This window comes from Megalodesulfovibrio paquesii (assembly GCF_054653055.1).
Genome location: NZ_BAAIGQ010000006.1, coordinates 351,163 through 376,675 on the forward strand (window position 1 = coordinate 351,163; position 25,513 = coordinate 376,675).

At 61.0% G+C, this 25,513-nt stretch carries 27 protein-coding genes, 1 tRNA gene and 1 other RNA gene; 21 read left to right on the forward strand and 8 right to left on the reverse strand.

Translation table 11 applies throughout. The annotated features are described in order from the left end of the window. Nucleotides 1–74 precede the first annotated feature (74 nt). The 5 genes from ACYQ00_RS14420 to lexA all read right to left on the reverse strand — a co-directional run bounded on the left by ACYQ00_RS14420 (nt 75) and on the right by lexA (nt 4,397). Nucleotides 75–659 (reverse strand): sigma-70 family RNA polymerase sigma factor, encoded by a 585-nt coding sequence (locus ACYQ00_RS14420; RefSeq protein ID WP_020886696.1) that lies wholly within the window; start codon nt 657–659, stop codon nt 75–77. A gap of 195 nt (nt 660–854) precedes the next feature. Beyond that, complete coding sequence (locus ACYQ00_RS14425; RefSeq protein ID WP_011367849.1) at nt 855–1,181, reverse strand: hypothetical protein; 327 nt, start codon at nt 1,179–1,181, stop codon at nt 855–857. Nucleotides 1,182–1,503: 322 nt separating this feature from the next. Further along, entirely contained in the window at nt 1,504–2,568 is a 1,065-nt protein-coding gene (locus ACYQ00_RS14430) for a hypothetical protein (protein ID WP_460032807.1), read from the reverse strand. Further along, nucleotides 2,561–3,727, reverse strand: coding sequence for a hypothetical protein (locus ACYQ00_RS14435; protein WP_199263706.1), 1,167 nt, complete (start codon nt 3,725–3,727; stop codon nt 2,561–2,563). Before ACYQ00_RS14435 ends, ACYQ00_RS14430 begins: the two co-directional genes overlap by 8 nt. A gap of 46 nt (nt 3,728–3,773) precedes the next feature. Then, nucleotides 3,774–4,397 (reverse strand): transcriptional repressor LexA, encoded by a 624-nt coding sequence (gene lexA, locus ACYQ00_RS14440; protein WP_353612805.1) that lies wholly within the window; start codon nt 4,395–4,397, stop codon nt 3,774–3,776. A 301-nt stretch (nt 4,398–4,698) separates the two neighbouring features. Between lexA and ACYQ00_RS14445 the strand changes: the two genes are divergently transcribed. From ACYQ00_RS14445 to ACYQ00_RS14460, 4 genes are read left to right on the forward strand one after another with little or no spacing between them, the layout of a single operon-like run. Next, complete coding sequence (locus ACYQ00_RS14445) at nt 4,699–4,941, forward strand: hypothetical protein (protein WP_460032808.1); 243 nt, start codon at nt 4,699–4,701, stop codon at nt 4,939–4,941. A gap of 34 nt (nt 4,942–4,975) precedes the next feature. Further along, a complete protein-coding gene (locus ACYQ00_RS14450) occupies nt 4,976–5,500 on the forward strand; it encodes a DUF2924 domain-containing protein (protein ID WP_460032809.1) in 525 nt (174 codons plus the stop codon). Beyond that, the gene (locus ACYQ00_RS14455; RefSeq protein WP_460032810.1) at nt 5,493–7,079 is read left to right on the forward strand and encodes a recombinase family protein; all 1,587 of its coding nucleotides are present in this window, start codon (nt 5,493–5,495) and stop codon (nt 7,077–7,079) included. Before ACYQ00_RS14450 ends, ACYQ00_RS14455 begins: the two co-directional genes overlap by 8 nt. Further along, a complete protein-coding gene (locus ACYQ00_RS14460) occupies nt 7,076–7,498 on the forward strand; it encodes a hypothetical protein (RefSeq protein WP_011367856.1) in 423 nt (140 codons plus the stop codon). The genes ACYQ00_RS14455 and ACYQ00_RS14460 overlap by 4 nt, the downstream gene beginning before the upstream one ends. Nucleotides 7,499–7,916: 418 nt before the next feature. Here ACYQ00_RS14460 and ssrA read toward each other — a convergent pair. Beyond that, nucleotides 7,917–8,274, reverse strand: a transfer-messenger RNA (tmRNA) gene (gene ssrA, locus ACYQ00_RS14465). A gap of 189 nt (nt 8,275–8,463) precedes the next feature. Between ssrA and ACYQ00_RS14470 the strand changes: the two genes are divergently transcribed. The 3 genes from ACYQ00_RS14470 to ACYQ00_RS14480 are packed head-to-tail and all read left to right on the forward strand — an operon-like array spanning nt 8,464 to nt 9,725. Then, the gene (locus tag ACYQ00_RS14470; protein WP_460032811.1) at nt 8,464–9,000 is read left to right on the forward strand and encodes a DUF2975 domain-containing protein; all 537 of its coding nucleotides are present in this window, start codon (nt 8,464–8,466) and stop codon (nt 8,998–9,000) included. Between the two features lie 17 nt (nt 9,001–9,017). Continuing rightward, on the forward strand, nt 9,018–9,245 hold the full coding sequence (locus tag ACYQ00_RS14475) for a helix-turn-helix domain-containing protein (RefSeq protein ID WP_460032812.1): 228 nt from the start codon (nt 9,018–9,020) through the stop codon (nt 9,243–9,245). Nucleotides 9,246–9,260: 15 nt separating this feature from the next. Then, a complete protein-coding gene (locus ACYQ00_RS14480; protein ID WP_460032813.1) occupies nt 9,261–9,725 on the forward strand; it encodes a hypothetical protein in 465 nt (154 codons plus the stop codon). Between the two features lie 7 nt (nt 9,726–9,732). On the opposite strand, the gene ACYQ00_RS14485 is transcribed toward ACYQ00_RS14480, so the two are convergent. Next, nucleotides 9,733–10,662, reverse strand: coding sequence for a DNA-methyltransferase (locus ACYQ00_RS14485; RefSeq protein ID WP_460032814.1), 930 nt, complete (start codon nt 10,660–10,662; stop codon nt 9,733–9,735). A 314-nt stretch (nt 10,663–10,976) separates the two neighbouring features. On the opposite strand from ACYQ00_RS14485, the gene nifH reads away from it, so the two are divergent. The 10 genes from nifH to nifB all read left to right on the forward strand — a co-directional run bounded on the left by nifH (nt 10,977) and on the right by nifB (nt 21,743). Further along, the gene (gene nifH / locus ACYQ00_RS14490; protein WP_460032815.1) at nt 10,977–11,801 is read left to right on the forward strand and encodes a nitrogenase iron protein; all 825 of its coding nucleotides are present in this window, start codon (nt 10,977–10,979) and stop codon (nt 11,799–11,801) included. A 55-nt stretch (nt 11,802–11,856) separates the two neighbouring features. Continuing rightward, the gene (locus ACYQ00_RS14495) at nt 11,857–12,213 is read left to right on the forward strand and encodes a P-II family nitrogen regulator (protein ID WP_460032816.1); all 357 of its coding nucleotides are present in this window, start codon (nt 11,857–11,859) and stop codon (nt 12,211–12,213) included. Between the two features lies 1 nt (nt 12,214). After that, nucleotides 12,215–12,595, forward strand: coding sequence for a P-II family nitrogen regulator (locus tag ACYQ00_RS14500; protein WP_460032817.1), 381 nt, complete (start codon nt 12,215–12,217; stop codon nt 12,593–12,595). Between the two features lie 54 nt (nt 12,596–12,649). Then, nucleotides 12,650–14,317, forward strand: coding sequence for a nitrogenase molybdenum-iron protein alpha chain (gene nifD, locus ACYQ00_RS14505; protein WP_460032818.1), 1,668 nt, complete (start codon nt 12,650–12,652; stop codon nt 14,315–14,317). 28 nt (nt 14,318–14,345) lie between these two features. Continuing rightward, nucleotides 14,346–15,731: a nitrogenase component 1 gene (locus ACYQ00_RS14510; protein ID WP_460032819.1), complete on the forward strand. Its 1,386-nt coding sequence runs from the start codon at nt 14,346–14,348 to the stop codon at nt 15,729–15,731. Between the two features lie 114 nt (nt 15,732–15,845). Next, nucleotides 15,846–17,057, forward strand: coding sequence for a NifB/NifX family molybdenum-iron cluster-binding protein (locus ACYQ00_RS14515; protein WP_460032820.1), 1,212 nt, complete (start codon nt 15,846–15,848; stop codon nt 17,055–17,057). Nucleotides 17,058–17,098: 41 nt separating this feature from the next. Further along, the gene (locus ACYQ00_RS14520) at nt 17,099–17,398 is read left to right on the forward strand and encodes a (2Fe-2S) ferredoxin domain-containing protein (protein WP_460032821.1); all 300 of its coding nucleotides are present in this window, start codon (nt 17,099–17,101) and stop codon (nt 17,396–17,398) included. Nucleotides 17,399–17,526: 128 nt separating this feature from the next. After that, nucleotides 17,527–19,005 carry a nitrogenase iron-molybdenum cofactor biosynthesis protein NifE gene (nifE, locus tag ACYQ00_RS14525; RefSeq protein WP_460032822.1) on the forward strand — a complete coding sequence of 493 codons (1,479 nt, stop codon included), beginning with the start codon at nt 17,527–17,529 and terminating at the stop codon, nt 19,003–19,005. After that, entirely contained in the window at nt 19,002–20,432 is a 1,431-nt protein-coding gene (locus ACYQ00_RS14530; RefSeq protein WP_460032823.1) for a nitrogenase component 1, read from the forward strand. Before nifE ends, ACYQ00_RS14530 begins: the two co-directional genes overlap by 4 nt. 12 nt (nt 20,433–20,444) lie before the next feature. Beyond that, nucleotides 20,445–21,743 carry a nitrogenase cofactor biosynthesis protein NifB gene (nifB, locus tag ACYQ00_RS14535; protein ID WP_460032824.1) on the forward strand — a complete coding sequence of 433 codons (1,299 nt, stop codon included), beginning with the start codon at nt 20,445–20,447 and terminating at the stop codon, nt 21,741–21,743. 278 nt (nt 21,744–22,021) lie between these two features. Here the strand turns inward: nifB and ACYQ00_RS14540 are convergent, their stop codons facing one another. Continuing rightward, entirely contained in the window at nt 22,022–22,300 is a 279-nt protein-coding gene (locus ACYQ00_RS14540; protein ID WP_460032825.1) for a hypothetical protein, read from the reverse strand. A 174-nt stretch (nt 22,301–22,474) separates the two neighbouring features. Here ACYQ00_RS14540 and ACYQ00_RS14545 point away from each other — a divergent pair. The 4 genes from ACYQ00_RS14545 to rpmI all read left to right on the forward strand — a co-directional run bounded on the left by ACYQ00_RS14545 (nt 22,475) and on the right by rpmI (nt 25,487). Further along, nucleotides 22,475–22,549: transfer RNA gene (locus tag ACYQ00_RS14545), tRNA-Val, on the forward strand. A 172-nt stretch (nt 22,550–22,721) separates the two neighbouring features. Next, entirely contained in the window at nt 22,722–24,671 is a 1,950-nt protein-coding gene (gene thrS / locus ACYQ00_RS14550; protein WP_460033173.1) for a threonine--tRNA ligase, read from the forward strand. Further along, nucleotides 24,643–25,167 (forward strand): translation initiation factor IF-3, encoded by a 525-nt coding sequence (gene infC, locus ACYQ00_RS14555; RefSeq protein ID WP_460033174.1) that lies wholly within the window; start codon nt 24,643–24,645, stop codon nt 25,165–25,167. The genes thrS and infC overlap by 29 nt, the downstream gene beginning before the upstream one ends. Before the next feature lie 122 nt (nt 25,168–25,289). Then, nucleotides 25,290–25,487 carry a 50S ribosomal protein L35 gene (gene rpmI / locus ACYQ00_RS14560; RefSeq protein ID WP_460032826.1) on the forward strand — a complete coding sequence of 66 codons (198 nt, stop codon included), beginning with the start codon at nt 25,290–25,292 and terminating at the stop codon, nt 25,485–25,487. The last annotated feature ends 26 nt before the right edge of the window (nt 25,488–25,513 follow it).

The window sequence follows — 25,513 nt, forward strand, 5'->3', positions numbered from 1 at the left end:
TTTCCGAGGCCCCGGATAGCCGCACCATGCGGCACGGTGCTTACTTACCGGAGGCGGAGCCGATGCGTCGGAGATCACAGGTAGTCCTCGAGCCCGGCCTCGCGGAACGCGTCCCGGAGCTTGCTCAGCCGGTCGTAGAGGGTGGTTCTGGGAATGCCCATCTCCCGGGCGACTTCGGCCATGGTGCTGTCGTGCAGGCGCACGCACAGATCCCGGAGCTCTTCCGGCAGCGAGGCGATGGCCTGGCCGAGATCCATGCGGATCTCATGGGCGAGGCGCTCCCTTGTCTCGCGGGTGCCGCCTCCCAGAGAACCTTCGCTGTCCAGGAACTCGATCCGCTCGGTGGTGTCGCCTTCGCCGTTGTCGAGGGGTTCGTTGAGTGAGGTTTGGCAGAGCCGCCAGTCCCGGCATTGGGCGAACCGGGCCTCCAGGATGGTGGAGATGTGACGTTCGACGATCCGGGCCATGAAGGTGGTCTTCTTGGCCTTGGCGGGATTGAAATGCCGCATCCGCTGCAGCAGATCGATCATCAGTTCCTGTTCGAGGTCGGGTCTGTCGTCCTCGGTGAATCCGGCCTTGCCTACGAGTTGACGTGCTTTGTGCCGAATGAGGTCGGCGGCATACTTGTCGATGCCGTCGTAAGAATTTTGTGAAACCATCGGGGCCTCCTCGGAGCGAGGAGGAGGTCCGCGTGGGTGTCGGCACGGGCCAGATCACAGGACAAAGCTGTCGCGTGGGCGAAGGGGTCGCAGGTACGCCGCCAATTGCCGTATTCGGCTCGGCGACACCCACAACAGCCTCCGCCATGCGTCCAGCTTGTTGTCCAGTGTCTAAGGGTTCAGGTCGTTACGTGTTCAGGCTGCCCGTTCCTCGATGCGCATCAGGAACGGGAGACCGTGCTTGATCTCGAGCAGGCAGACTTTTCCGCTGCCCATCTGCGCGAGGTGCTCCAGCAGCGCCACGACCTCTTGTTTGAGAATGAAGTCATCCTGGTCGCGCTCGGGCCGGGGACCGCTCTGTCCTCCCAGCTTGATCTCGCGCTCGATGACCGTGTCAGGGGTGAGTTCCGGCTCGCCGTCGCGGACCGGAATGTTGGTGATGCGGCCGAAGTTGATGTCCTGCATCAACTCGATGAGTCGCCGCTTCGGTGGGGTGAGGTGTGCTTTGCTTGTCTGGTTCATGCCGAACCTCCTTCATTTCTGGACCGACCGGGAGACAGGTCCGGCATGAATTTCCCGGGTGGCGGTCGTGAACTTTTTGTGTTCACCAGACCTGTCACCCTGCTTTGGCGAATTTTCGTTGCGACCCCGAAAAACGCCCTGGCTCAAGAAGGAGGAAAGCCCGTAAGGCTCTGATTGGTGTTGGATTTACAGAGGAAAACTTTTTTAACTTTTTTTGCCCGGCCCCAGTGAAATTTCACCGAGCGGGCCTCCAAGACGCAAAAAGCCCCGATCCAGAATCCTGAATCGGGGCTATAGATTTGTCGGGCGCTATAAAGGGTGGTCAGTAAACCTCGGCACCTTCCGGGAGGATGCTGAACTTACACCGGTAGGTCTTGGTGTCCTTGACCCATTCGATGGGATCGTCATCGAGCCGGAAGAATTCCCGCAGGTGCCTCGACAGCTCTTGCTTCTGTTTTTTCAGTTTGTCCGACGCGTATCGGCTGTGCCAGTCGATCTCGCCACGGGAGTTGGCAAACCCCTCGAGCAATTTCCATTGCTCGGTAGGATTGCCATTCTTCCTGCTCGCCATTCCCATTTGCGTATAGGTGTATCGACCGCTCTGATCTCCCGCCCATATTGTGACGGTATGGCCATCACGGAATTGAATCTTGATTTGCGCCCATGTGGTGCCCGGCGGTGTTGAAAAAAACACCGTGCCGCCAGAATCCGGCTCAGGCACCTGGCCGATAAGGGGGGCGAATATCGCGGCCTTGTCCCGACGTGTCAGAAACCGTGGTGCATCTCCCAGGTGCAGCTCTTCGTTCAGCGCAATGAAGGTGCTGCTTCTCTGCGCCAGCAGTGTTTCAACTGCAGGACTCAGATGAAGGCGCGTGGGCGCGATCAGGACAAAGGGTTTGGGGATCGAGAGACATAATGATCGAACGACCTCTGCCAGCGCATCCTTGCTGTCCTGCATCGTCAGAACAACCGGGAAGTCCATCCCCGCCGTGGGTATGAAATCGCCCAGTCTCCATGTATGGGGCAGTCCATCGAATTTCGATTCTCGGTGTTCTATTCCCAAGGCCGCACAGATAGCACCATTGATGGCTGACTGCTTGAGCCGGTAGATCAAGGTCTGCCTTGTGGTGAGTTGGACGGCTGGATATTCCTTTTCATTGCAGATGGCCCGGATGTTGGTCTTCACATGGGTGACAACACTCCGTGGGCATCCGAGGCCACATTCCGTTGGGCAATCCACGGCGGTCGCGTGATTCTTGGTCAGTTGAAGGAAGTGATCCCGAAACAACGGGTATCGGTCCCAACCGGAGAGCGCCTTATCCCAATCGAACAGCGCCGCCGAATTTCCAGGCAATCTCTCCAGATATGCCCAGAAGGGATCACTCATCCGATGTCCCTCCGGCTCCGACAATAAAGCCCCTGAGTCCGAGCCAGCGCTCGATAACCTCGGCATCACCATCCCGCTTGAATTGCGCTCGGTTACCTGAACTCAAGGTGACCGACCTGGGCGTCTTCGAACCGTCGAATTTAATCTGGAAGCTTGCCTTCACGATCTTTCCGCCTGCGGGAAGGGATTTTTCGCGATCACGAAGGGAGGCAAACAGATCCTCGGACCGACGAATCTCAACGTCCTTATGAGCGCCGCCCCAAAAGACCTGAACTTCCTTGAGCCTGACATACTCGATGCCATCGACATCGTCACATAGAAGCGCGTCCTCACCAATTTGCCGCAAAGGTTCCAGATCAAATCGGCTGCGCTCGTTGAAAAACTCTTCGTCTCCGAACAGGTGGAATCCGAATTTCTTGCGGTAGAGCTCCTTCTCACCCTTGGTTTCAGCGTTCATGCGGATTTCCCCGATCACGGGGTTGTAGGCAAGCACGTCGAATTTTTCAGGACGGAAGTACTGGCTGGTGGACTCACCGGCCTCAATGACCGCCTCACGGGCATAGGGCTTGCCATGGCGCACGAGGAACCATGTGTGGCCCTCTTTGGGATAGACGAACACCTTGGAATACTTACCGCGACGTTTCTTGGAAAACCATTCGTCGAGATCGGCTTCGAGGGCCGCGAGGGTTTCCTCCGATGGCAGCACGAAATCCGGCAGCGGGTTTTTCTTGGTCTTGAAATACTCGAAGGACCTGACGTTCATGAAGAACTGTTCGGCGTGTACCTTCTCGATGATTTCCCGGTCAGCCATCCAGACCTGGATCGCCAAGTCTGCCGGTGCGGCGTTCTCCCCGATTTCCACGTCGATGTCCGTTCCGGCGATCTCATCCTGAATGGAATCAAAACCCTCGGGGGTCGAGACTTCATTGACATAAAACAGCGCCTCGGCGAGATCATCCGGGGTCGTACTGTCCGGCGTCAGCAAAAGGTGGCTGAGGGCGTTGTAGTCCAGGCCATCTTCCTGCTGGACTGGTGGCAACTCTACGCCGCGAGCTGAAAAATAGGCGGCATGAGGCTCCAGAAAGGCAATGAGATGCTTCCTGTCGATTCGCCGGAGCATCTCCGGCTTCGAAAAGCGGCGTAGGTTAAAAGTTGCCATCAAATACTCCTGTCGTTTTGTCGTTATTCGTCCATGTCTGTCTCGGTTAATTCCGTTTCCATCCAACGACCTTGCCTAAAACTCGAAGGTCATCCTCCGGCCTGATCCGGATCTTTCTTACCTCCGGGTTCTCGGGCACCAATTCGATGAGCTCGTCTTTGATTTTCAGCCGCTTGACGGTCGCCTCGTTGTTGAGCAGCGCGACAACGATGTCTCCGTCCTCGGCGATGGGCTGCTGCCGCACGATGATCAAATCACCATCGTTGATACCGGCACCGACCATGCTGTCACCCACCGCACGGAGTGCAAAGTGCTGACCGGAACGAACGACGTCCGATTCGACCAGTACTTGGCCGATGATGTTCTCTTCCGCCAGGATGGGGCAGCCAGCCGCCACCATACCCACAACAGGGATTGAAACCAGGGAGGCAGCCATCTCGCTGGGACGGCGGGCGACGGCAATGCCGCGAGACTTACCGTCCTCTCGCTTCAGGTATCCCTTGCGCACCAGTTGATTGATCCGGTCGTGGGCACTCGCCGGGCTGATTTCAAAGATCTCGCTCAGTTCCTTCATCGTTGGAGGGAAGCCCTTGGCATCGACAAAACGACATATCGCTTCGAGCGTTTTCCGCTGCAACGGCGTTATCTCATCCGTCTTCGCTTTGCCCATGGCGTCTCCATTTCTGTTGAAAGACAAAAAGGCGCAATGCGCCAGCAAACCCTAATAATATAAACCTGATGCATATCAGGTCAAGAAATAATCTCACACCTGATTTCCGACACTTCCATGAGCCCCTCGGTAGGTAAGGCCTGAAGAAAGCCGGTTTGAAACCGGACGAGCAGTTAGAAACCAGATAACCGACCAGAGGCGGAGCTGAGGCGGTTGTGGGTGCCATCGAACGCGCATCCCGACCGCCACCGTTTTCTGGCATCCACACCATCCAGCCCCCCGGTCCCACCGGAGGTGTTCGATGTTGGATGTACAGGAAATGAATGATGTACCGGGGACGGATGACCTTGGCGAAAACGGCAAACCCGGCCGCCTGTCGGGTGAGGCGAGGCTCCAGTCAGCCGCCTCCATTCTGGCCACTGCGATCCTGCGCCGAAAGGCCAAAAAAGCATGTGGTGGCAGTGAGTTAGAGATTTTCGAAGATTCTTCCCCTGTGCTCGGAGAAGGACTTGATTCATTGCCGGAACAGAGCATTCATTCATGACAACTCGTCCGGAAACCAAAATAAGGAGTTGAAAATGAATGAGTTACAGAACGTCGCCACCGGCGGCAAGAATCAGGACCGAACCCGAAACTCGGTCCTTCGGCAGATGGCCCTGCTGCAATCCATGTCCCTGGAGCAGCTCCGGGAAAAATGGCTCGACCTCTACGGCGAAGAGCCGCCCCAGTACAAGAAGCAATTCCTCATCAAGCGGCTGGTCTATCGCATCCAGGAGCTTTTCTACGGTGGGTTGTCGGAGCAGGCCAAGGTCCATCTCCAGCAGGCCGCCAAGGAGGACCCGGTCGCCACTGTCAATCGACGCATCCCAGAAGAGCGGAAATCAAACGAGGCGATCCTGCCCGGGACCAGACTGGTGCGGGTCTGGAACGACCGGCGCTATGAAGTGACTGTCCTTGCCGATGGCTATGAGTTCGAAGGCCGCACCTTCCGGTCGCTCAGCGCGGTGGCCAGGGAGATCACCGGGACCAGGTGGAACGGCAAGGTCTTTTTCGGGCTGAAGAAGGTTTACGGCAGAAAAGCCGAGGGAGGTTCGGATGCTTGATAACAGCAATGTCGCGCCGGGCAAGAACAAGACCCTGCGCTGCGCCATTTACACACGCAAGAGCCACGAGGAAGGGCTCGAACAGGAGTTCAACTCGTTGGATGCCCAACGGGAGTCGGCGGAACACTATATCGAAGCCCAGCGGATGCGGGGCTGGACGGCTCTGCCGGATCGCTATGACGATGGTGGTTTCTCGGGCGGGAACATGGAGCGTCCGGGGCTGCGCCGCCTGCTGGCGGACATCGACGCCGGGAAGATCGATGTGATCGTCGTCTACAAGGTCGACCGGCTATCCCGCTCGCTGCTGGATTTCATGAAGATGATCGATCTCTTCAATGAAAAGGGCGTCAGCTTCGTCTCGGTCACCCAGCACTTCAGCACCACCGATCCCACTGGCCGGATGTTTCTCGGCATCCTGATCACCTTCGCCCAGTACGAGCGGGAGGTCATCGCCGAACGCATCCGGGACAAGGTGGCGGCAGCCAAGCGCCGAGGTAAATACTGCGGCGGCGTGCCCATCATCGGCTACGACGTCGACCGGGATAATAAGAAGCTGCTGGTCAATCCCGATGAAGCCAGGACGGTGCAGTACATCTTCCGCCGCTTCATCCAGATCGGCTCGGCCAAGAAGCTGGGCCAGGAATTGAACGAACAGGGTTACCGCACCAAGGCCTGGACTACCAAGAAAGGCAAAGTGCGCGAGGGCTCCGAATGGAACACCGCCCACATCTATCGACTGCTGAACAACCGGATCTATATCGGCGAGATCGCCCACAAGGACCGCAGCTACCCTGGCGAGCACGAAGGAATCATCGACCGGGCGACCTGGGACAAAGTGCAGGCCATCCTGGAGGACAACAAACCGGTCAAGGTTTCCATGGCCAGAACCAAAATGGTCGCCCCGCTGAAAGGCGTCATCCGCTGCGGCCACTGCGGATGCGCGATGGGACCGACCTACGCCCGCAAGAACGGTCGCCACTACACCTATTACATCTGCCAGAAGGACAGCAAGCGGACCGTGAGCCGGTGTCCGCTCAAACGGATTCCCGCCGGGGACATCGAGCAGGCCGTGGTCGAACAGTTGAGCGCGGTGTTCCGCACACCGACGCTGGTGGCCAAAACCTACTTCGCGGCTCGGGACATCGAGCAGGCAGAGCGGGAGCGGTTGTTCAAGCAGAAAGCCCAACTCGAGATGGAGCTGTCGCAGGCGCGGGAGCAGGCTCTCGAATTAATGAAACCCGGCAGCGATCAGCCGGGCAAGACCGAGATGCTGACGACGGTCAATCGCCAGGCGGTTGAGCTCTCGAAACAACTGACCCATGTGAGCGAGCGCTGCAGAGCCTACCGGGGGAACAGCATCACGGAACAGGATGTCTCGGAGGCCTTCCAGAATGTCGAGGGCTTCTGGGAAGACCTTTTCCCGGTGGAGCGAAACCGGCTCATCCGCCTCCTGGTGGATAAGGTGGAGATCCGGGAGACCGGAATCGATATGGAGCTGCGCACCAACGGGCTGACAACACTCATCGCCGAGCTGGCCGGTCTGGCATGCGAAGTCACCGAACGGAGGGCAAGCCGATGAAAATAAAGCCGACCATTACCGTTGCCGACAACGGCAACCTGCAGATCCATATCCCGATGCTGATCCGGCGCATGCGCGGCCGCAAGACGGTCATCGCTCCCCAGGCCCTGGATGGAGAAATCACCGGAGCGCAGGAACCGGTGCAGTCCGCCGTCCTCCAGGCGCTGGGCAGGGCCTTTTCCTGGGCCGACATCCTCGAATCCGGCCAGATCAAGTCCATCAGCGAGCTTGCCCGTACCCTCGACGTCGATGGCTCGTATGTGGCCCGCATCCTCAAGCTAACGACCCTGGCCCCCGACATCGTCGAGGCCCTGATCAACGGCGAGGAACCAAACGGGTTATCGCTGGCCAAGCTGACCCAGACCTTTCCCGAGGACTGGGCCGAGCAGCGCCGCCAGTTCGGCTTCGCCACCGACTGACGACCGGACCGGAGACCGCCCCAGAGAGCCGACCATCAGCGTCGGCTTTTCTTCTTTGGGGGCAGGAAACCGGAGTTGACCACGCTTCTTTTCACGGCCGATGCAGGCAATTTCGAAAAAAACGTCCGGTTTCGGCATCGAGCGATGACCTAAGACAACCGCCAAAAACGGCAACCAGCCGCAACCCCATATCAATCAAGGATGTAGCTTTCCGGACGCGCTTCGGACTTGGTCCGGAGAAAACAGAGAATCAGGGGCCAAACAGAGAAAGAAAGGCTGGAGGATGGGGAGAATCGATGGTGCAAAGAGGTGCTTCGGAAAGATGTGAAACGGGCGCAAACCCTTTAGAAACAAGGGGAAAAAGAAAACCCGTCACCCCGGAGAATGACCCCAGAGAGACGGGTTTGTCTTTTCTAAATGGTGGAGGCGGGGGGAATCGAACCCCCGTCCGAGAATGTTCCGCGCGATGCGTCTCCAGGTTCAGGTCATGTTTTATTGTCGCCCGTGGAGTCGTCCATGACCAAACTCTCCCACAGGCCAGCACACCTTAGTCTCACCCCTGCCGCGGCGTGCGCCGGCAGCGGCCAGCCTGATGTTTTTTCGCCCTTCCCGCCTATCAGGCGTGAACGAGTCGGACGTGGCTGCCTGTATTAGGCGGCCAGAGCGTAATCGTAGTCGTTATTGGCAACTATGATGGTGCCGTTTTTTTACGAGGCCAACGGCGTCCTCGACCTGCAACATCGACTTCCCATCCCCGTCGAAACCAGTGCGCCCCCTCTGCGATTGTGAAAGACCAGTCTGCCGGTCATGCCGGTGGGTCAATCCTCACAATAATTCCTGGCTCCGCATTTGGCAAGGGGAGGCTGAGAAGACCGGGGTATCCCGAATGACGCGAAAAAATGATTGACTTTCGATAATAAATTCCTGAAAAGCACACGTGGTTCGCGATGCCCTGGAGGTGCAGGATGAATAGGATTGCGAAGATTGCGCGCTGGAGTCGCAGGTTGCGGGTGGTGTTGGTAGTGTTGGCGGCAGCATTGCCCCTGGCCCAGCTGGCGTTCTGGATTGGGCTGGACGCCTTGCCGCAGGACTACGTGCACAGAGTGTTGCCCCGCAGCGCGCCCCTGGTGCTTCCCCTGGCCACGAGGGCATTGGGGTGTCTTGTCTGCCTGGCGCCCACCGCGGCGGCGGTGTATGGGCTGATCGTGTTGCGCAGGCTGTTCGGTCTGTACGCGCAAGGGCGCATCTTTGCGCAGGAAAATGTGGAATGCTTCAAGCGATTGGCGGCGGCCCTGCTCTGGTGGGCCGGCCTTGGCTTTTTGCAGACCCCCCTGCTCAGCATGGCCCTGACCCTGCACCTGCCGCCGGGCCAGCGCACCATCGAGCTGGGTCTGACCACGCCGGATCTCACGGCGCTGCTGCTCGGGCTGGTGCTGCGCGTGGCGGTGTGGGTGATGGAGGAAGGGCGCGAACTGCATGCGGATCACAGTCTGACCATCTAATGATGGCGCGGGAACCTATGGGTATTCGTATCAATCTCGATGTGATGCTGGCCAGGCGCAAAATGCGCTCCAACGAACTGGCCCAGCGCGTGGGCATCAGCGTGCAGAATCTGTCCATTCTGAAAACCGGCAAGGCAAAAGCCATCCGGTTTTCCACGCTGGACGCCATCTGCAGGCACCTGGGCTGTCAGCCAGGAGATGTGTTGGAATATGTGGAAGATGAGGATGATTCATCATTGGAATAACCTCGGGAGGCGGTCATGTCTCGACTGATGTTGTCATGTCTCGTACTGGGCCTGCTCGCAGGCTGCGCCACCGTCGGCCGACAGACCCAGGCAGAGGGGCCGCGGCAACTGACCCTGGCGGAACTCAAGGCAAATCCGGCGCGTTTGCACGAGGTGGAGCGGGCCTTTGCCAGCGATACCCCCGTGGTCCTGCTGCTGGAGCAGGGCCAGCAGTTGCCGCTCAGGCTGGAAGTGAACACCCCGGCCGTGACCATGGCCCCGGTGACCGGCCAGCTGCGCTTTCATCGCGATATCTACGTCCGCATCTCCAGCAAGGGCCTGTACCTGAGCGGTGATGGCCAGAGCTGGACATCCATCCGCGACGTGGATCAGACCAAGGCTCTCCTTGGGACCTCCCGGCTTGATCTCTCCTTTGCCCTGCAGGCCCTGGCCGACGAAGGCGCTGCCGGGATGCTGAGCGTGAACGGGACGGGCAAGTGAGGGCGCCTCACTCCAGGCCGGGCGCGTCGCCAGGGCCGCGGGCCGAGGCCTCGGGGTGGAAGATGGTGTAGGGCTTGCGGGGCGGGGGAGGGGTGGCGTGGGCCGTGGGCTCTGCCGTGAAGCGCAGGATGCCGCCCTGCAGATAGGCAGCTTCGCGCTCCAGGCAGAGCCAGCGTCGGCCCAGGCGCTCCGCGGCCCGCCCCGTGGTGCAGGAGCCGGCGAAGGGATCCAGCACCAGATCGCCCGGATCGGTCAACAGGCGGATGAAGAAGCGCGGCAGGGCCTCGGGAAAGCGGGCCGGGTGCGGCGGGATGCCTGCCGCCCGGCAGGCCCGCAGGTAGGCGGAGCTCCCGCCCTCGTGCGCCAGCGCAATGAGATTGTGAGGAATGGCGCCGCCATTGTCGCGGCGGAAGTAACGGTTGTCGTGCCCGCTGGGGCTCTTGCGCCCCTTCCGACCAGTGCGCAGGAGATGGCGCATGTGCGGGCGATACGGCCAGAGCACCCGTGAGGTGTCGGCCTTGGGGCGCGGGCTTTTGGCCAGCCACCACACATGGTGCGCCGCATCCTTGAGACGCTCCTTCTTGCGATTCGTCCAGTAGCCTGCGGCCATGGTCGCGGGGTTCCACCAGGTCAGTTCCTGGGCCAGATGCAGGCCCAACTCCCGACAGCACATGAGCAGCACCTCGTAAGGGTACAGGCTGCGGCAGGGGCGGCCCTGCTGCCAGGCCGCGCCCACATCCAGCACCAGCGAACCGGTTGGGGCCAGCAGACGGGCCATCTCCACGGCAAAGGGGCGGAACCAGGGCAGGTACTCGTCCTCGGCAGGGTTCCCATAGGGCTTGGGGCAGCCCAGGGCGAAGGGGGGCGACGTGCAGATGAGATCCACACAACCATCCGGGAGCATCCGCATGGCAGTCAGGCTGTCCGTGCTGTGCATACTTCCGGAATCCGTAGCAAAAAGCGGGCAGGGCAGGGTGGTGCGCATGCCCTGATGGTAGGCGAAGCCCCCTTGCGGCGGCAGGGTGAAGGCCTGCCTGTCAATTGAAAATACCTATCAATACAAAAAGGTAGTGGCAATTCTACCAAATGGTAGCCGTGCCGCCGGGCGAGCGGTGCTACAAAAATGTAGTCAATAATATAACATCCTGAAAATATGGAATTTGATTTGCCGATCAGCGTTTGGCACGCTTAATGCCATATTCGCTCCATCGACATCACCCCTCAACGACATCCAAAACGGGAGGAACAGTCATGAGGAAGATCGCTATCTACGGCAAGGGCGGCATCGGCAAATCCACCACCACGCAGAACACTGTGGCTGGCCTGGCGGAAATGGGCAAAAAGGTCATGGTGGTGGGCTGCGACCCCAAGGCCGACTCCACCCGCTTGCTGCTTGGCGGTCTGAGCCAGCGCACCGTGCTCGACACCCTGCGTGAAGAAGGCGAGGACGTGGAACTGGAAGATATCGTGCTGGAAGGCTTTGCCGGCACCCTGTGCACCGAATCCGGCGGCCCTGAACCGGGCGTTGGCTGCGCCGGCCGCGGCATCATCACCTCCATCAACCTGCTGGAACAGCTGGGCGCCTTCAAGGAAGAAAAGCAGCTCGACTACGTGTTCTACGACGTGCTGGGCGACGTGGTGTGCGGCGGGTTCGCCATGCCCATCCGCGAAGGCAAGGCCCAGGAAATCTACATCGTCGTTTCCGGCGAAATGATGGCCATGTACGCTGCCAACAACATCTGCAAGGGCATTGTGAAGTACGCCGACGCCGGTGGCGTACGCCTGGGCGGGCTGATCTGCAACAGCCGTAAGGTTGACAACGAAGACAAGCTGATCCTGGCCCTGGCCGAACGCCTTGGCACCCAGATGATCCACTTTGTCCCTCGTGACAATCAGGTGCAGCGCGCCGAACTGATGCGCAAAACCGTCATCGACTTCTCCCCCGAGCATCCCCAGGCCGATGAATACCGGGCCCTGGCCAAGAAGATCGACCAGAACCAGATGTTCGTCATTCCTGATCCGCTGTCCATCGAAGAACTGGAAGCCCTGCTCGTGGCGCACGGCATCATGAACTAGGCCGAACCGGCACGCACCTCATCCACCGTATCCCAACCTCCAAGGAGCACCTCCAATGTTCAGCATGGTCCGCGCCATTGTTCGTCCCGAGAAAGTCAACGACGTCCTCGCTGCGCTGCTCGACAACGGCTTTCCCGCCGTCACCAAGTTCAACGTCGCTGGCCGCGGCAAGCAGCGCGGCATCAAGATCGGCGAGATCACCTATGACGAAATCCCCAAAACGCTGCTGATGTGCGTGGTGCCCGCGTCCGACGTGGAATTCGTGATCAAGACCATCATGGCCGCCGCCCGGACCGGGGACAAGGGCGCCTTCGGCGACGGCAAGATCTTCGTCTCCCCTGTGGATTCTGTGTACACGGTCTCCTCCGGCATCAAGGAAGTGAAGCCTGGGGTGGTGGAGGAGGTCAAGTAACATGAAAGAGATCATGGCGGTTATCCGCATGAACATGATGAACCAGACCAAGAGCGCCCTGACGGAGGCCGGTGTAAGCGCCTTCTTCGCGGTGGAGGCTCTGGGTCGCGGCAAGGGCCTGGTCCCCAAGGACCTCCTGGATGGTGTGAAGGAAGGCAGCGAGGAAGCCGCTGCGCTCCTGGGCGAAAAAGGCCGCCTGTATCCCAAGCGGGTGCTCACCGTGGTGGTGCCGGAAGACATGGTGGAGACCGTGGTCAAGACCATCATGCAGGTGAACCTCACCGGCAAGCCTGGCGATGGCAAGATCTTCGTCATGCCCATGGGCGACGCGGTCCGCGTGCGCACCGGTGAAAAGGGCGACGACGCCATCGATGAGATGTAACGCCGCCGGCACCGTCCAGGATCGCAACAGATTTTATTAGGGAGCACGACCATCATGGCGACCAAGTCCAAAAAGCCAGTCGAAATCACCACCGAGAGCCTGGCCTCCTTCAAGGAAGAGGTGCTCAAGAAGTACCCGCCCAAGGTGGCCCGCAAGCGGAGCAAGCAGTTTCTGCTCAACGAATTCAAGGGTGAAGACGCCCCGATCATCGAGGCCAACGTCCGTACCATTCCCGGCATCATCACCATGCGCGGCTGCACGTACGCCGGGTGCAAGGGCGTTATTCTGGGCCCCACGCGCGACATCGTGAACATCACCCACGGGCCCATCGGCTGCGGGTTCTACTCCTGGCTCACCCGGCGCAACCAGACCCGCCCCGAGACCGAGACCAGCGAAAACTACATGCCGTACGCCTTTTCCACGGACATGAACGAAAACGACATCGTGTTCGGCGGGGAAAAGAAGCTCAAGGCGGCCATCCGCGAGGCCTATGCCCTCTTCAAGCCCAAGGCCATGGCCGTGTTCGCCACCTGTCCCGTGGGCCTGATCGGCGACGACGTGAACGCCGTGGCCCGGGACATGAAGGCCGAGTTCAACGAGCAGGGCATCGATATCAACGTCTTCGCCTTCTCCTGCGAAGGGTACAAGGGTGTGTCCCAGTCCGCCGGCCACCACATTGCCAACAACCAGATCTTCACCCACGTGGTGGGGACCTCCAATACGGAGGTGGAAGGCAAGTACCGCATCAACATGCTGGGCGAGTACAACATCGGCGGTGACGCCTTCGTCATCGAAGATCTGCTGGAACGCTGCGGCATCACCCTCAACGCCACCTTCTCCGGCAACTCCACCTATGATGACTTCGCCCGGGCCCACACCGCGGACCTGAACTGCATCATGTGCCACCGTTCCATCAACTACGTGGCTGAAATGATGGAGATCAAGTACGGCATCCCCTGGATCAAGGTGAACTTCATCGGTGCGGAAAGCTCCAGCAAGAGCCTGCGCAAGATCGCTGAATACTTTGGCGACCAGGAGCTCAAGGACCGGGTGGAAAAGGTTATTGCCGAAGAAATGGCCGCCGTGGAAACCGTGCTGAACGACGTGAAGCCCCGCACCACCGGCAAGACGGCCATGCTCTTTGTCGGCGGTTCCCGGGCCCACCATTACCAGGACCTGTTCGGGGAAATGGGCATGACCACCCTGGCGGCCGGCTACGAGTTCGCCCACCGGGACGACTACGAAGGCCGCAAGGTCATCCCCAGCATCAAGGTGGATGCCGACTCCCGGAACATCGAAGAACTGGATGTGCATCAGGATCCCGAACTCTACAAGCCCCGCAAGTCGGCCGAAGAGCTGAAGGCCCTGGAAGATTGCGGCTTCGAGTTCAAGGATTACAACGGCATGATGCCCGACATGAAGCCCGAATCCCTCGTGATTGACGACCTGAACCAGTACGAGGCGGACGAGCTGGTCAAGAAGTTCCGCCCGGACGTGTTCTGCGCGGGCATCAAGGAAAAGTTCAGCATCCAGAAGATGGGCATCCCCATGAAGCAGCTGCACAGCTACGACTCCGGCGGCCCCTATGCCGGCTTCGCGGGCGCCATCAACTTCTACCAGGAAATCGACCGCCTGGTGAACACCCGGGTCTGGGGCTACATGAAGGCCCCCTGGCAGAAGAAGCCCGAACTCGTGGCCTCCTACGCCTGGAACGACGCGTAGGCCCCTTACAGGATATCAGGAGAGCATCATGTCCAAGCTCCTTCGTCATACCCCCGTTGAAACTGTGGAACGGCAGGCGCTGAGCATCAACCCCGCCAAGACCTGCCAGCCCATCGGCGCCATGTACGCCTCCCTGGGCATCCACGGCTGCCTGCCGCACTCCCACGGCTCCCAGGGCTGCTGCGCCTACCACCGCTCCATGCTGACCCGGCATTACAAGGAACCCATCAGCGCGGCCACCAGCTCCTTTACCGAAGGCTCCTCGGTCTTTGGCGGCCAGTCCAACCTGTTGGCGGCCATCCAGAACATGTTCACGGTGTACGAGCCTGAAGTCATCGCCGTGCATACCACCTGTCTGTCAGAAACCATTGGCGACGACGTGCCCCAGATCGTGGACAAGGCCGACAAGGAAGGCAAAATCCCGGCCGGCAAGCATGTGGTCAGCGCCTCCACGCCCTCGTACGTCGGCTCCCATGTCACCGGCTTCGCCAACATGGTCAAGGGCATGATCAAGGGTCTGGCCCAGCCCAAGACCAAGCCCAACGGCAAGATCAACATCCTGCCCGGGTACGTCGAGCCTGCAGACATGGCCGAAGTCAAGCGCCTGGCCAACGTCATGGGCGTGAAGACCATCTGCATCCCCGACACCTCCGGCGTGACCAACGGCCCGCTCACCGGCGAATACAAGATGTACCCTGACGGCGGCGTCACCGTGCCCGAACTGCAGGACTGCTCCAACTCCAAGGGCTCCATCGCCATGGGTTTCTGGGCCTCTGCTGACGGCGCCCGGTACCTGGACACCGAATACAAGGTGCCCTGTTCCATCCTGGAGCTGCCCATCGGCCTGAACTACACCGACGCGTACGTGGACGCCCTGCGCGTCATCGCCGGCGTCGCAGTGCCCAAGGAAATCGAGTTTGAACGCGGTCAGCTGGTGGACATGATTTCCGACTACCACCAGTACTTCTACCGCAAGAAGGTGGCCCTGGTGGGCGACCCGGACCAGCTGGTCAGCCTGACGGAATTCCTGGTCTCCCTGGACATGCTGCCCATCCACATCGTCACCGGCTCCCCGGCAGGCAAGCGGTTCACCGGCAAGATCGAGGAACTGACCAAGGACATCGGCTACAAGGTCAACGTCCGCGAACACGGGGATATGTTCCTGCTGCACCAGTGGATCAAGCAGGACAAGCCCGACCTCATCATCGGCAACACCTACGCCAAGTACATTGCCCGTGACGAGGACATCCCCCTGATCCGCCATGGCTTCCCCATCATCGACCGCGTGGGCCATCAGTACTTCCCCACGGTCGGCTACCGCGGCGGCATGCGGCTGATCGAAAAGATGATCGACGCGCTGCTCAGCCGCAAGGAACGCGACGCGCCTGTCGAGACCTTCGAGCTCGTGTTCTAAGACCCCTCGCGTCTCAAGAGCGGGACCGCCCGGCCGGGCAGCTCCTCCCGTTACCGGCCCACAGGGCGGTCCCGCTCCTTCTTCCTTCACCCTCGGGAGGCGGCAGGAACGCATATGGAAAGCATGGCCCCTCTGGAATCAGAGCACCTCTGCGGCAGGCTCCACCTGCCGGTGGCCGCTCGTTGCAACATCCAGTGCAAATACTGCGACCGCAACTTCGACTGCGCCAACCAGTCCCGCCCGCACGTCACCAGCCAGCTGCTCACCCCCACCCAGGCCCTGGCCTATCTGGACGAAGTGCTGACCCGCAAGGACGACATCCGCGCCGTGGGCGTGGCCGGCCCGGGCGATTCCCTGGCCGATGCCGAAAAGACCCTGGAAACCCTGCGGCTGGTCGGGCAGGCGCATCCCGCCCTGCGGCGATTCGTTTCCACCAATGGTCTGCTCCTGGCGGAACAGGCCGCGTCCCTCAGGGAAGCCGGCGTGGAGCAGGTCTATGTGGCTGTAAACGCCGTGGAACCAGCCATTGCCGCCCGGGTGTACTACTTTGTGCGGCCCGGCAAGCGCAATCATTTTGGCGTGGAAGGTGCGTCCCTGCTCATCAGTGCCCAGCGCGAGGGGATTCTCGCCTGCAAAAAGCTGGGCCTGGAGGTCATCGCCATCTGCACCGTGATTCCGGACGTCAACGACGCCCATGTGGCCGCCGTGGCGGCCTGGCTGGCCGAGCTGGATGTGGACGGGCTGGAGCTCGTTCCCTTCCATCCGGCACAGGCCTCGCCCCTGGGTCTGCACCAGGCCGCCACCAAGGCCCACATGCACGCCGCCCGCGAGGCCGCCCGGCCGCATCTGCCCCTCATGGAATGCTGCGCCCACTGCCGGGCCGATGCGCAAGGCCTGCTCGGCGAGGAGACCGCCGCCAGCGTCCTGAACAAGATCATGGCCATGGGCGCCAATTCCGGGCCCATCGTCATGCCCGATGCCCAGCGCCCCCTGGTGGCCGTGGCCACCAGCAACGGCGAAGTGGTGGATACCCACCTGGGCCACGCCAGCCGCCTGCTCATCTATCAGAACGAAGGCGGGCTGGTGACCCTCAAGGAAACCCGGATGGCCCCGCCCAAGGGCGGCGGTGACAGCCGCTGGAAGGAACTGGCCGAAACCCTGGCGGACTGCAAAATCCTCCTGGTGGCCAGCGCCGGCGACAATCCCCAGCGCGTGCTCGCGGAACACGGCATCACCGTGCGCGTGGTGCCCGAAGAGACGGACGTGGTCCCGGCCGTGCTGGCGAGTTTTGGCATCAAGAACAAAAAAGGCAAGCAACCCCGCTAGCTCACACCAACCCGACCCCCGTTCAGTGGAGGAGAGACCTCGTGGAAAAGCCCACCTACCATATCCTGCTGTGCCAGTCCTTCCGCGCCAAGGGCGAACCCAAGGGCGTGTGCCATAAAAAGAGCTCCGGCCTGGCAGGCTACATTGAAGAACAGATCCTCGATCGCGGCCTGGACGCCCTGCTGACCACCACCAGCTGCCTCAAGCAGTGCGACAATGGCCCCGTGATGGTCATCTACCCCCAGAACGTCTGGTACGGCGGCGTGGAATCCGAGGACGCCGTGGATGCCATCTTTGACGCCATGGAAGAAGGCGGGGTGGCCGAGGATTTTGTGCTCTAGTTTGACAAATTTGTCGGGCGGCCCGTGTTTTCTTTCGGGTCGCCCTGGACAAAATTGACTGAATTGTTAGCATTCATACCGTCGTCATCTGAAAATTGCGTTGCGCAAGAGACGAACGGAGGACCGCCATGTCTGACCACGCCATGCCCGACAGCGCCACACAGAGCAAGCCCGTCATTTTTGAGGAACGGGCCAACCAAATCCACGTGACCGGCGAAAAAGACGCCCCCAGCGCCTTTGATCTGGCCTGCAACCGTCCGAGCCTGGCTGGCGCCGTCTCCCAGCGCGCCTGCACCTTCTGCGGCTCCCGCGTGGTCCTGTACCCCATTGCCGATGCCCTGCATCTGGTCCACGGCCCCATCGGCTGCGCGGCCTACACCTGGGACATCCGCGGCGCCATGTCTTCGGGGCCGGAGCTGCACCGTCTTTCGTTCTCCACGGATCTGCAGGAACGCGATGTCATCTTCGGCGGGGAAAAGAAGCTGTACAAGGCCCTGCTCGAACTCATCGACCGCCACCAGCCCAAGGCCGCCTTTGTCTACTCCACCTGTATTGTGGGCATCATCGGGGACGACATCCAGGCCGTCTGCAAAAAAGTGAGCGAGGAGAAGGGAATCCCCGTGCTGCCCGTGCAGAGCGAGGGCTTCAAGGGCAACAAGCGCGCTGGCTACGAGGCTGCTTGCAAGGCTATGGCCAAGCTGGCCGGCACCGGGGACATCTCGGACGTCTCCCCCTTGTCCATCAATATTCTGGGCGATTTTAATCTGGCCGGGGAAATCTGGGTCATCCGCGAGTATTATGAGCGCCTGGGCCTGCAGGTGGTGGCCACCGTCACCGGCGACGGCCGGGTGGACGACATCCGCCGCTGCCACGGCGCAGCCCTCAACCTGGTCCAGTGCAACGGCGCCACCCAGCCTTTTGCCAAGCTGATGCAGGAGCAGTTCGGCCAGCCCTACATCCGCGTTTCCTACTTCGGCATTGAGGACATGGCCCAGGCCCTCTACGACGTGGCCGAATTCTTCAAGGACAAGGACCCCGGCATCATGGACCGGGCCCGCAAGCTCGTGGCCGAGGAAGTGGGCGCGCTGCTGCCCAGGCTCAAGGAGTTCCGCAAGGATCTGGAAGGCAAAAAGGCCGCCATTTACGTGGGCGGGGCCTTCAAGGCCTTTTCCCTGATCAAGGCCTTCCGCCACCTGGGCATGAAGGTGTCCCTGGTGGGTTCCCAGACCGGGACCAAGGAAGACTACGAAGAGCTGGCCGCCATCTGCGATCCCGGCACCATCATTGTGGATGATTCCAACCCCCTGGAGCTCTCGGCCTTCATCAAGGAAAAGGATGTGGACATCTTCGTGGGCGGCGTCAAGGAACGGCCCATCGCCTACAAGCTGGGCATCGGTTTCTGCGACCACAACCACGAACGCAAGGAATGCCTGGAAGGCTTTGTGGGCATGTATAACTTTGCCCTGGAAGTGCACCGCACCGTGACCAGCCCGGTCTGGCGGTTCATGCCCCGGCGCATGGCCCAGGCTGCTGCCGCCAAGGCGGCCCAAGCCACCTCGCCAGCCGCTGCCGGCACCACCCTGAGCGAAACGGAGGCGACCATATGAGCGACGCCACCCTGAAAGACCGCAGCGTCACGACCAGTCCGGAAGGCCCGACCGTGAGCAAGCACGCCAGCCCGGACTTCGTCTCCACCACCAACGCCTGCAAGCTCTGCACGCCCCTGGGCGCAAGCATCGTCTTCCGCGGCATCGAGGGGGCCATCCCCTTCCTGCATGGCTCCCAGGGCTGCGCCACCTACATGCGGCGCTACATCATCAGCCACTTCCGCGAACCCATGGACATCGCGTCCTCCTCCCTCGGGGAAAAGCAGGCCATCTACGGCGGCGGCCCGAATCTCAAGCAGGGCATCCTCAATGTGATGAAGAAGTACGAGGCCAAAATGGTCGGCATCGCCACCACCTGCCTCACGGAAACCATCGGCGATGACGTGGCCATGCTCCTGCACGAATTCAAGCAGGAGTTCGGCGACCTGGAACTGCCCGATCTGGTCCATGTCTCCACGCCCAGCTACTCCGGCTCGCACATGGAAGGCTTTCAGGCCGCGGTCAAGGCCGTCTGCGAGCAGATGCCCCTGCCCGTGAGCGCGGCAAATCCCAGCCACGCCGGCGTGAACCTGCTGCCCGGCTTCGTCTCTCCCGAAGACATCCGCAACGCCAGGGATATCTTCGAACGCTTCGACATGCCCGTGACCATCCTGCCGGACTACTCCGATACGTTGGATGGCGAGATTGTGGAAGATTACCAGAAGCTGCCCCCCGGCGGCACCCCCCTGGCATCCCTGAAGGCCATGGGCGCGGCCCGCGCCACCATCGAGTTCGGCGCCACCCTGCACCCGGACAACTCCGGCGCAAAAATCCTGCAGGACAAGTTCGGCGTGCCGGCTTATCGCCTGCCCACGCCCATCGGCCTGCGCGCCTCGGACGCCTTCTTTGAGGCCATGCAGGAAATTTCCGGAGCCCCCCTGCCCGCCCGCTATGCGCGGGAACGTGGCCGCTTCCTCGACGCCCTGGTGGATGGCCACAAGTACATCTCCGGCAAACGCGCCGTGGTGTACGGCGAGGAAGAGCTGGTCGTGGGCCTCACGGGCCTGTTGGCGGAAATCGGCGTGGTGCCGGTGCTGGTGGCCTCGGGCGGCAACTCCGGCCTGCTCAAGGAAAAGATCGCCGACGTGTGCGGGGATCTGCTCAAGGAACTGCCAGACATCCGCCCAAACATCGACTTTTTTGAAATAGAGAATGAAACCAAAGAGCTGAAGCCAGATCTCATCCTGGGCAACTCAAAGGGCCATCGCATTGCCCGCGATGCCGGCGCGCCATTGGTCCGCGTGGGCTTCCCCGTCCATGATCGGTTCGGGGCCGCCCGCATGCCGCACCTGTTCTATACGGGCACGCAGTCGTTGTTCGATCGCATCGTCAATGCCATCATCGAAAAACGCCAGGCCGATAACCCCCTCGGCTGGAGCTACGTCTAAAGGAGCGGCGTCATGAAGGAACTTCTCGCACCATCCTCCGTGTCCACCACGACCAAGGATTTTTCCAAGCATCCGTGCTTCAACAAGGAAGCCAAGGGGTCCTGCGGGCGCGTGCATCTGCCGGTGGCTCCCAAGTGCAACATCCAGTGCAACTTCTGCAACCGGAAGTACGACTGTGTGAACGAAAGCCGGCCCGGCGTCACCTCCGCGGTGCTTTCCCCGGCCCAGGCGGTCCATTATATGGATAAGGTCCTGGCCAAGGAACCGCGCATCACCGTGGTGGGCATTGCCGGCCCTGGCGACCCCATGGCCAACGCCAGCCAGACCCTGGACACCATGCGCCGGCTGAACAAGAAGCACCCGCAGCTGCTCTTCTGCCTCTCCACCAACGGGCTTGGCCTGCCAGCCCATGTGGACGAGATGGCCGAGGTGGGCGTGTCCCACGTGACGGTCACGGTCAATGCCGTGGATCCGGAGATCGGGGCCAGTGTTTACGCCTGGGTCAAGGACGGCAACGTGATGTACAAGGGGCTGGAAGGGGCCAGACTGCTGCTCTCCCGCCAGCTGGAAGGCATCCGGCGCTGCAAGGAGCTGGGCATGGTGGTCAAGGTGAACACCATCGTCATCCCCGGCGTGAACGAGCATCATATTGAAGACATCGCCAGAACCATGAAAGAGCTTGGCGTGGATGTGCTGAACTGCATGGGTCTCAAGCCCGTGGCCGGCACCATCTACGAAAACATCGAGGAACCCAACAAGGCCAAGCTGGATGGCATCCGCAACACCATGGAGCAGTACCTGCCCCAGATGCGCCACTGCCAGCGCTGCCGCGCCGACGCCGTGGGCCTGCTGACCCAGGACCGCACCAAGGAAATGGCCGGCTGCCTCTCGGCCTGCAGCAAGATGGAGTTGCCCATGGAAGAAGCGCGCCCGTACGTGGCCGTATGCACTCAGGAAGGCCTGCTGGTGAACCGTCACCTGGGCGAGGCGGACCGCTTCCAGATCTGGTCTCAGCAGGCCGGGGGCGCGTATGCACTCGTGGAGGAACGCCCCGCACCATCCCGCGCCTCCGGCCCCAAACGCTGGCTGATGGTGGCTGAGCTGCTCAAGGACTGCAAGGCCGTGCTTTGTTCGGCCATGGGCGCCACCCCCCGCGCGGTGTTGGAGGAATCCGGCCTGGCCTGCCACGAGATGCAGGGCCTCATCGACCAGGGTCTGGCCGCGGTGTATGGCCACGGCGACCTGAGCCTGCTGCGCAAGCAGAAGGGCGGCTGCAAGATGGGTTGCGGCGGCGGGGGCGAAGGCTGCTGAGGCAGGTGCATCCCCCCAGGAAAAGAGTACACGGGGGAGGTGGCCGGAGCGGCTGCCTCCCCCGTGCGTCAACGCAAACACGCCGGCGGTGGCTCTCTCGGAGCCGCCGCCGGCGTGTTTGCGACAAGATGATGTTGCGGCAAGGTGCTTCGGCACCGCCCGGAGGCTGGCTCACGGAGCAGCATGCTCCGTGAGCCAGCTGAAATCCCCGCATTTCGGCTGATGATCTTCCACGAAATCTGATGACATTCTTATCACCTTGTTTCGTGGGCATCACACTAGCTGTTATTGGCGTTGGCCAGGGCCTGCGCCTTTTCCTTGAGCGAGGACGGAAACCAGGAGAGCAGGTTGAAGGAGGCGTAATTGTTCATGGGATCCTCGGCATAGCGGAAGCCGAGGCACTCCTTGGCGCCCTGGTCCATCAGGCAGGTGTTGGAGGTCAGGTAGTAATGGCAGTCGTTGTTGTTGCAGACAAACAACTCACCCCAGCCGGTTTCAGGCGGTCCGATCCAGGACTCCAGGATACTGTTGCAATGGGGGCAGCGGCGTTCTTCCATGAAAACTCCTCGAAAACTCGCCGACATGACCGGACGGCGATGGATTGTTGTCGTGAAGTATGAGATAATCCCTGCCGGCCTGAGGTCAAGGAAAAAAGTTGCACCAGAAAAAAGTGGACATTTTTCGATTGACAGGAAAGGCCCTCGGGGCTATTCAACACGTCTCTTTGCTGTAGGCGCGTAGCTCAGGGGGAGAGCACTTGCTTGACACGCAAGTGGTCAGGAGTTCAAATCTCCTCGCGCCTACCACAAATTTTTGCTCGCACGGGCGGAGCGGGAGGCCTCGGCCTCCCGTTCTTGTTATGCCTGCATGCGGGCGCAAGCGTCTGCAGCGGCTTGGATGTTTTGGGAAAGGCTACGCAGATGGCGCGGGGCGCCTTGAGCGCCGCTCGCAAGGAGCAGGGTTGTGCAGATCAGGGTCGTGCAAAATGATGGCGCCGCCGCGCCCGTGGAGGCCCGGGCCGGCGCTTCGTGCGCCGAGGTCCTCAAGGGTGCCTTGAGCGGCAAGCAGTTCAAGAAAGCCGTGGCCTGCAAATGCGGGGAACGGCTGCTTGACCTCACGGCGTCCGTGCCGGCCGGGTGCGAAGAGCTTGCTCCCGTGCTGCTGGACTCCGCGGAGGGCCTGGATATTCTGCGCCATTCCGCCGCCCACATCATGGCCACCGCGGTCAAGCGCCTCTTCCCCGAGGTGAAGGTCACCATCGGTCCGGCCATCGAAAACGGCTTTTACTACGATTTCGACTCGGCACGCCCGTTTACGCCCGAAGATCTTGAGGCCATCGAGGCCGAGATGCGCAAGGTTGTGGCCGAAGACCTGCCTTTTTCCTGTCAGGTCGCCTCCAAGGAAGACGCCAAAACCATGTTCGCGGCCATGGGCGAGACCTACAAGCTCGAACTCATGGACAGCATCGGCGCGGATGAATTCAGCGTCTACCGCAATGGCGACTTTGTGGATCTCTGCCGCGGCCCGCACCTGCCCCGCACCGGCATGCTCAAAGCCTTCAAGCTCACCTCCGTGGCCGGTTCCTACTGGCGCGGCGACGAGCACGGCCCCCGGCTGCAGCGTATCTACGGCGCCGCCTTTGTCGACGAAAAAGAGCTCAAGGCCTACCTGGACCGCATCGAGGAAGCCAAACGACGCGACCACCGCGTGCTGGGCAAACAGCTGGATCTCTTCAGCTTCAATGAAGACGCCGGCGCGGGCATGGTCATCTGGCATCCCAAGGGCGCACTCGTCCGCACCATTCTTGAGGACTTCGAACGCAAGGAGCACCTCAAGCGCGGCTACAGCATCGTGCAGGGCCCCATCCTGCTCAAGCGCGACCTGTGGGAAACCAGCGGGCACTACGATAATTACCGCGAGAACATGTACTTCACCGAGGTGGACGGCCAGGCCTATGGCGTAAAGCCCATGAACTGCCTGTCCCACATGCTGATTTACAAGTCTCGCCTGCGCAGCTACCGGGATCTGCCCCTGCGCATGTTCGAGCTGGGCGTGGTGCATCGCCACGAAAAGAGCGGCGTGCTCCACGGGCTCTTGCGTGTGCGGCAGTTCACCCAGGACGATGCGCATCTGCTCTGCCGGCCGGATCAGCTCCAGGACGAAATCCTGGGTGTGGTCAAGTTCGTGCAGGATGTGATGGATCTCTTCGGCTTTGAGTACGAGATTGAACTCTCCACCCGGCCGGAAAAATCCATTGGCTCGGATGAAGACTGGGAGCGCGCCACCAGCGCCCTGCGTCAGGCCCTGGACACGCTGGGTCGGCCCTATGACATCAATGAGGGTGACGGCGCGTTTTACGGGCCCAAGATCGACATCAAGCTCAAGGACGCCCTGGATCGTCGCTGGCAGTGCGCCACCATTCAGTGCGATTTCACCTTGCCGGAACGCTTCGACCTCACCTATATTGATGAAAATGGTGAGAAGCAGCGCCCGGTCATGCTGCACCGCGTGGTGCTGGGAGCCATTGAACGCTTCATCGGCGTGCTCATTGAGCATTACGCCGGCGCGTTCCCCACGTGGCTGGCCCCGGTGCAGGCGCGGGTGTTGACGGTGACGGATGCGCACAATGCATTTGCCCAGGAAGCTGTCCGCGTGCTGACCGATCACGGCCTGCGCGTGGAGGCGGACCTGCGTAATGAAAAACTGGGCTTCAAGGTTCGCGAGGCCCAGATGGAAAAGATACCGTACATGTTGGTCGTGGGCGACAAGGAAGTGGAGGCGCGGGGTGTGAACGTGCGTCTCCGCGGCGGGGAGAACCTGGGGTTCATGACCCTGGAAGACGCTGCCGCGTTGATCGTCAAGGCCTGTCAGGAACCGTTTGAACGAGGAGGGATGCGCTATTTCTTCGCCACCCCATGCCCGGTGTAACCTGCAGATTCGTGCGCGGGAGCTTCGCGTCATTGGTGAAGACGGGGAGCAGCTCGGCATCTTGTCGCGCGACGACGCCCTTCGAGCCGCCCAGGAAAAGGGGCTGGACCTCGTGGAAGTCGCGCCCAATGCCGAGCCTCCAGTCTGCCGCATCATGGATTTCGGAAAGTACAAGTACCAGCAGCAGAAAAAGCAGCAGGAGGCGCGCAAGCGCCAGTCCGTCATCCAGGTGAAGGAAATCAAGGTCCGCCCCAAGACCGATGAGCACGACTTTCAGACCAAGCTCAAGCATGTGCTGCGCTTTCTGGAAGAAGGCGATCGGGTCAAGGTGACAGTGTTTTTCCGTGGCCGGGAAATCGTGCACAAAGACCGCGGGCTCACCATTCTGCAGCGGTTTGTGGAGTGCATCGGCGACAGAGGGAAGGTGGATCAGGAACCGCAGGCCGAAGGCCGTACGTTGTTCATGCTGATCTCACCTGCCGCCAAGAAAGTGTGAGCGCATTCGTGTAGTATACGTATGGGATTGCGCCTGTCCCGCCCTGGCCCGCCCCGGCCAGCCTGCCTCCCCGCAAGGGGAGGGGAGGGCGTGCGATCCTTCGAACCAAGGCAGGAGCCATCATGCCCAAGCTGAAGACCAACAAGTCCACGGCCAAGCGCTTTTCCAAAACCGGCACAGGCAAATTCAAGCGCCGGCAGCAGAACATGCGCCACATTCTGACCAAGAAGTCCCCCAAGCGCAAACGCCGCCTGGGCCAGAGCGCCATGGTGGACAAGACCAACGAACGCGCCCTCAAGGCGCTCATGCCCTACGCCTAAGGCGTGTTGGGCTGCCCATACGCCTC

What these genes read in the sequence shown, in the direction of transcription:
- ACYQ00_RS14420 (WP_020886696.1), bottom strand. Translation starts at nt 659, where the DNA reads ATGGTTTCACAAAATTCTTACGACGGCATCGACAAGTATGCCGCCGAC.
- ACYQ00_RS14425 (WP_011367849.1), bottom strand. Translation starts at nt 1,181, where the DNA reads ATGAACCAGACAAGCAAAGCACACCTCACCCCACCGAAGCGGCGACTC.
- ACYQ00_RS14430 (WP_460032807.1), bottom strand. Translation starts at nt 2,568, where the DNA reads ATGAGTGATCCCTTCTGGGCATATCTGGAGAGATTGCCTGGAAATTCG.
- ACYQ00_RS14435 (WP_199263706.1), bottom strand. Translation starts at nt 3,727, where the DNA reads ATGGCAACTTTTAACCTACGCCGCTTTTCGAAGCCGGAGATGCTCCGG.
- lexA (WP_353612805.1), bottom strand. Translation starts at nt 4,397, where the DNA reads ATGGGCAAAGCGAAGACGGATGAGATAACGCCGTTGCAGCGGAAAACG.
- ACYQ00_RS14445 (WP_460032808.1), top strand. Translation starts at nt 4,699, where the DNA reads ATGTTGGATGTACAGGAAATGAATGATGTACCGGGGACGGATGACCTT.
- ACYQ00_RS14450 (WP_460032809.1), top strand. Translation starts at nt 4,976, where the DNA reads ATGAATGAGTTACAGAACGTCGCCACCGGCGGCAAGAATCAGGACCGA.
- ACYQ00_RS14455 (WP_460032810.1), top strand. Translation starts at nt 5,493, where the DNA reads ATGCTTGATAACAGCAATGTCGCGCCGGGCAAGAACAAGACCCTGCGC.
- ACYQ00_RS14460 (WP_011367856.1), top strand. Translation starts at nt 7,076, where the DNA reads ATGAAAATAAAGCCGACCATTACCGTTGCCGACAACGGCAACCTGCAG.
- ACYQ00_RS14470 (WP_460032811.1), top strand. Translation starts at nt 8,464, where the DNA reads ATGAATAGGATTGCGAAGATTGCGCGCTGGAGTCGCAGGTTGCGGGTG.
- ACYQ00_RS14475 (WP_460032812.1), top strand. Translation starts at nt 9,018, where the DNA reads ATGGGTATTCGTATCAATCTCGATGTGATGCTGGCCAGGCGCAAAATG.
- ACYQ00_RS14480 (WP_460032813.1), top strand. Translation starts at nt 9,261, where the DNA reads ATGTCTCGACTGATGTTGTCATGTCTCGTACTGGGCCTGCTCGCAGGC.
- ACYQ00_RS14485 (WP_460032814.1), bottom strand. Translation starts at nt 10,662, where the DNA reads ATGCACAGCACGGACAGCCTGACTGCCATGCGGATGCTCCCGGATGGT.
- nifH (WP_460032815.1), top strand. Translation starts at nt 10,977, where the DNA reads ATGAGGAAGATCGCTATCTACGGCAAGGGCGGCATCGGCAAATCCACC.
- ACYQ00_RS14495 (WP_460032816.1), top strand. Translation starts at nt 11,857, where the DNA reads ATGTTCAGCATGGTCCGCGCCATTGTTCGTCCCGAGAAAGTCAACGAC.
- ACYQ00_RS14500 (WP_460032817.1), top strand. Translation starts at nt 12,215, where the DNA reads ATGAAAGAGATCATGGCGGTTATCCGCATGAACATGATGAACCAGACC.
- nifD (WP_460032818.1), top strand. Translation starts at nt 12,650, where the DNA reads ATGGCGACCAAGTCCAAAAAGCCAGTCGAAATCACCACCGAGAGCCTG.
- ACYQ00_RS14510 (WP_460032819.1), top strand. Translation starts at nt 14,346, where the DNA reads ATGTCCAAGCTCCTTCGTCATACCCCCGTTGAAACTGTGGAACGGCAG.
- ACYQ00_RS14515 (WP_460032820.1), top strand. Translation starts at nt 15,846, where the DNA reads ATGGAAAGCATGGCCCCTCTGGAATCAGAGCACCTCTGCGGCAGGCTC.
- nifE (WP_460032822.1), top strand. Translation starts at nt 17,527, where the DNA reads ATGTCTGACCACGCCATGCCCGACAGCGCCACACAGAGCAAGCCCGTC.
- ACYQ00_RS14530 (WP_460032823.1), top strand. Translation starts at nt 19,002, where the DNA reads ATGAGCGACGCCACCCTGAAAGACCGCAGCGTCACGACCAGTCCGGAA.
- nifB (WP_460032824.1), top strand. Translation starts at nt 20,445, where the DNA reads ATGAAGGAACTTCTCGCACCATCCTCCGTGTCCACCACGACCAAGGAT.
- ACYQ00_RS14540 (WP_460032825.1), bottom strand. Translation starts at nt 22,300, where the DNA reads ATGGAAGAACGCCGCTGCCCCCATTGCAACAGTATCCTGGAGTCCTGG.
- rpmI (WP_460032826.1), top strand. Translation starts at nt 25,290, where the DNA reads ATGCCCAAGCTGAAGACCAACAAGTCCACGGCCAAGCGCTTTTCCAAA.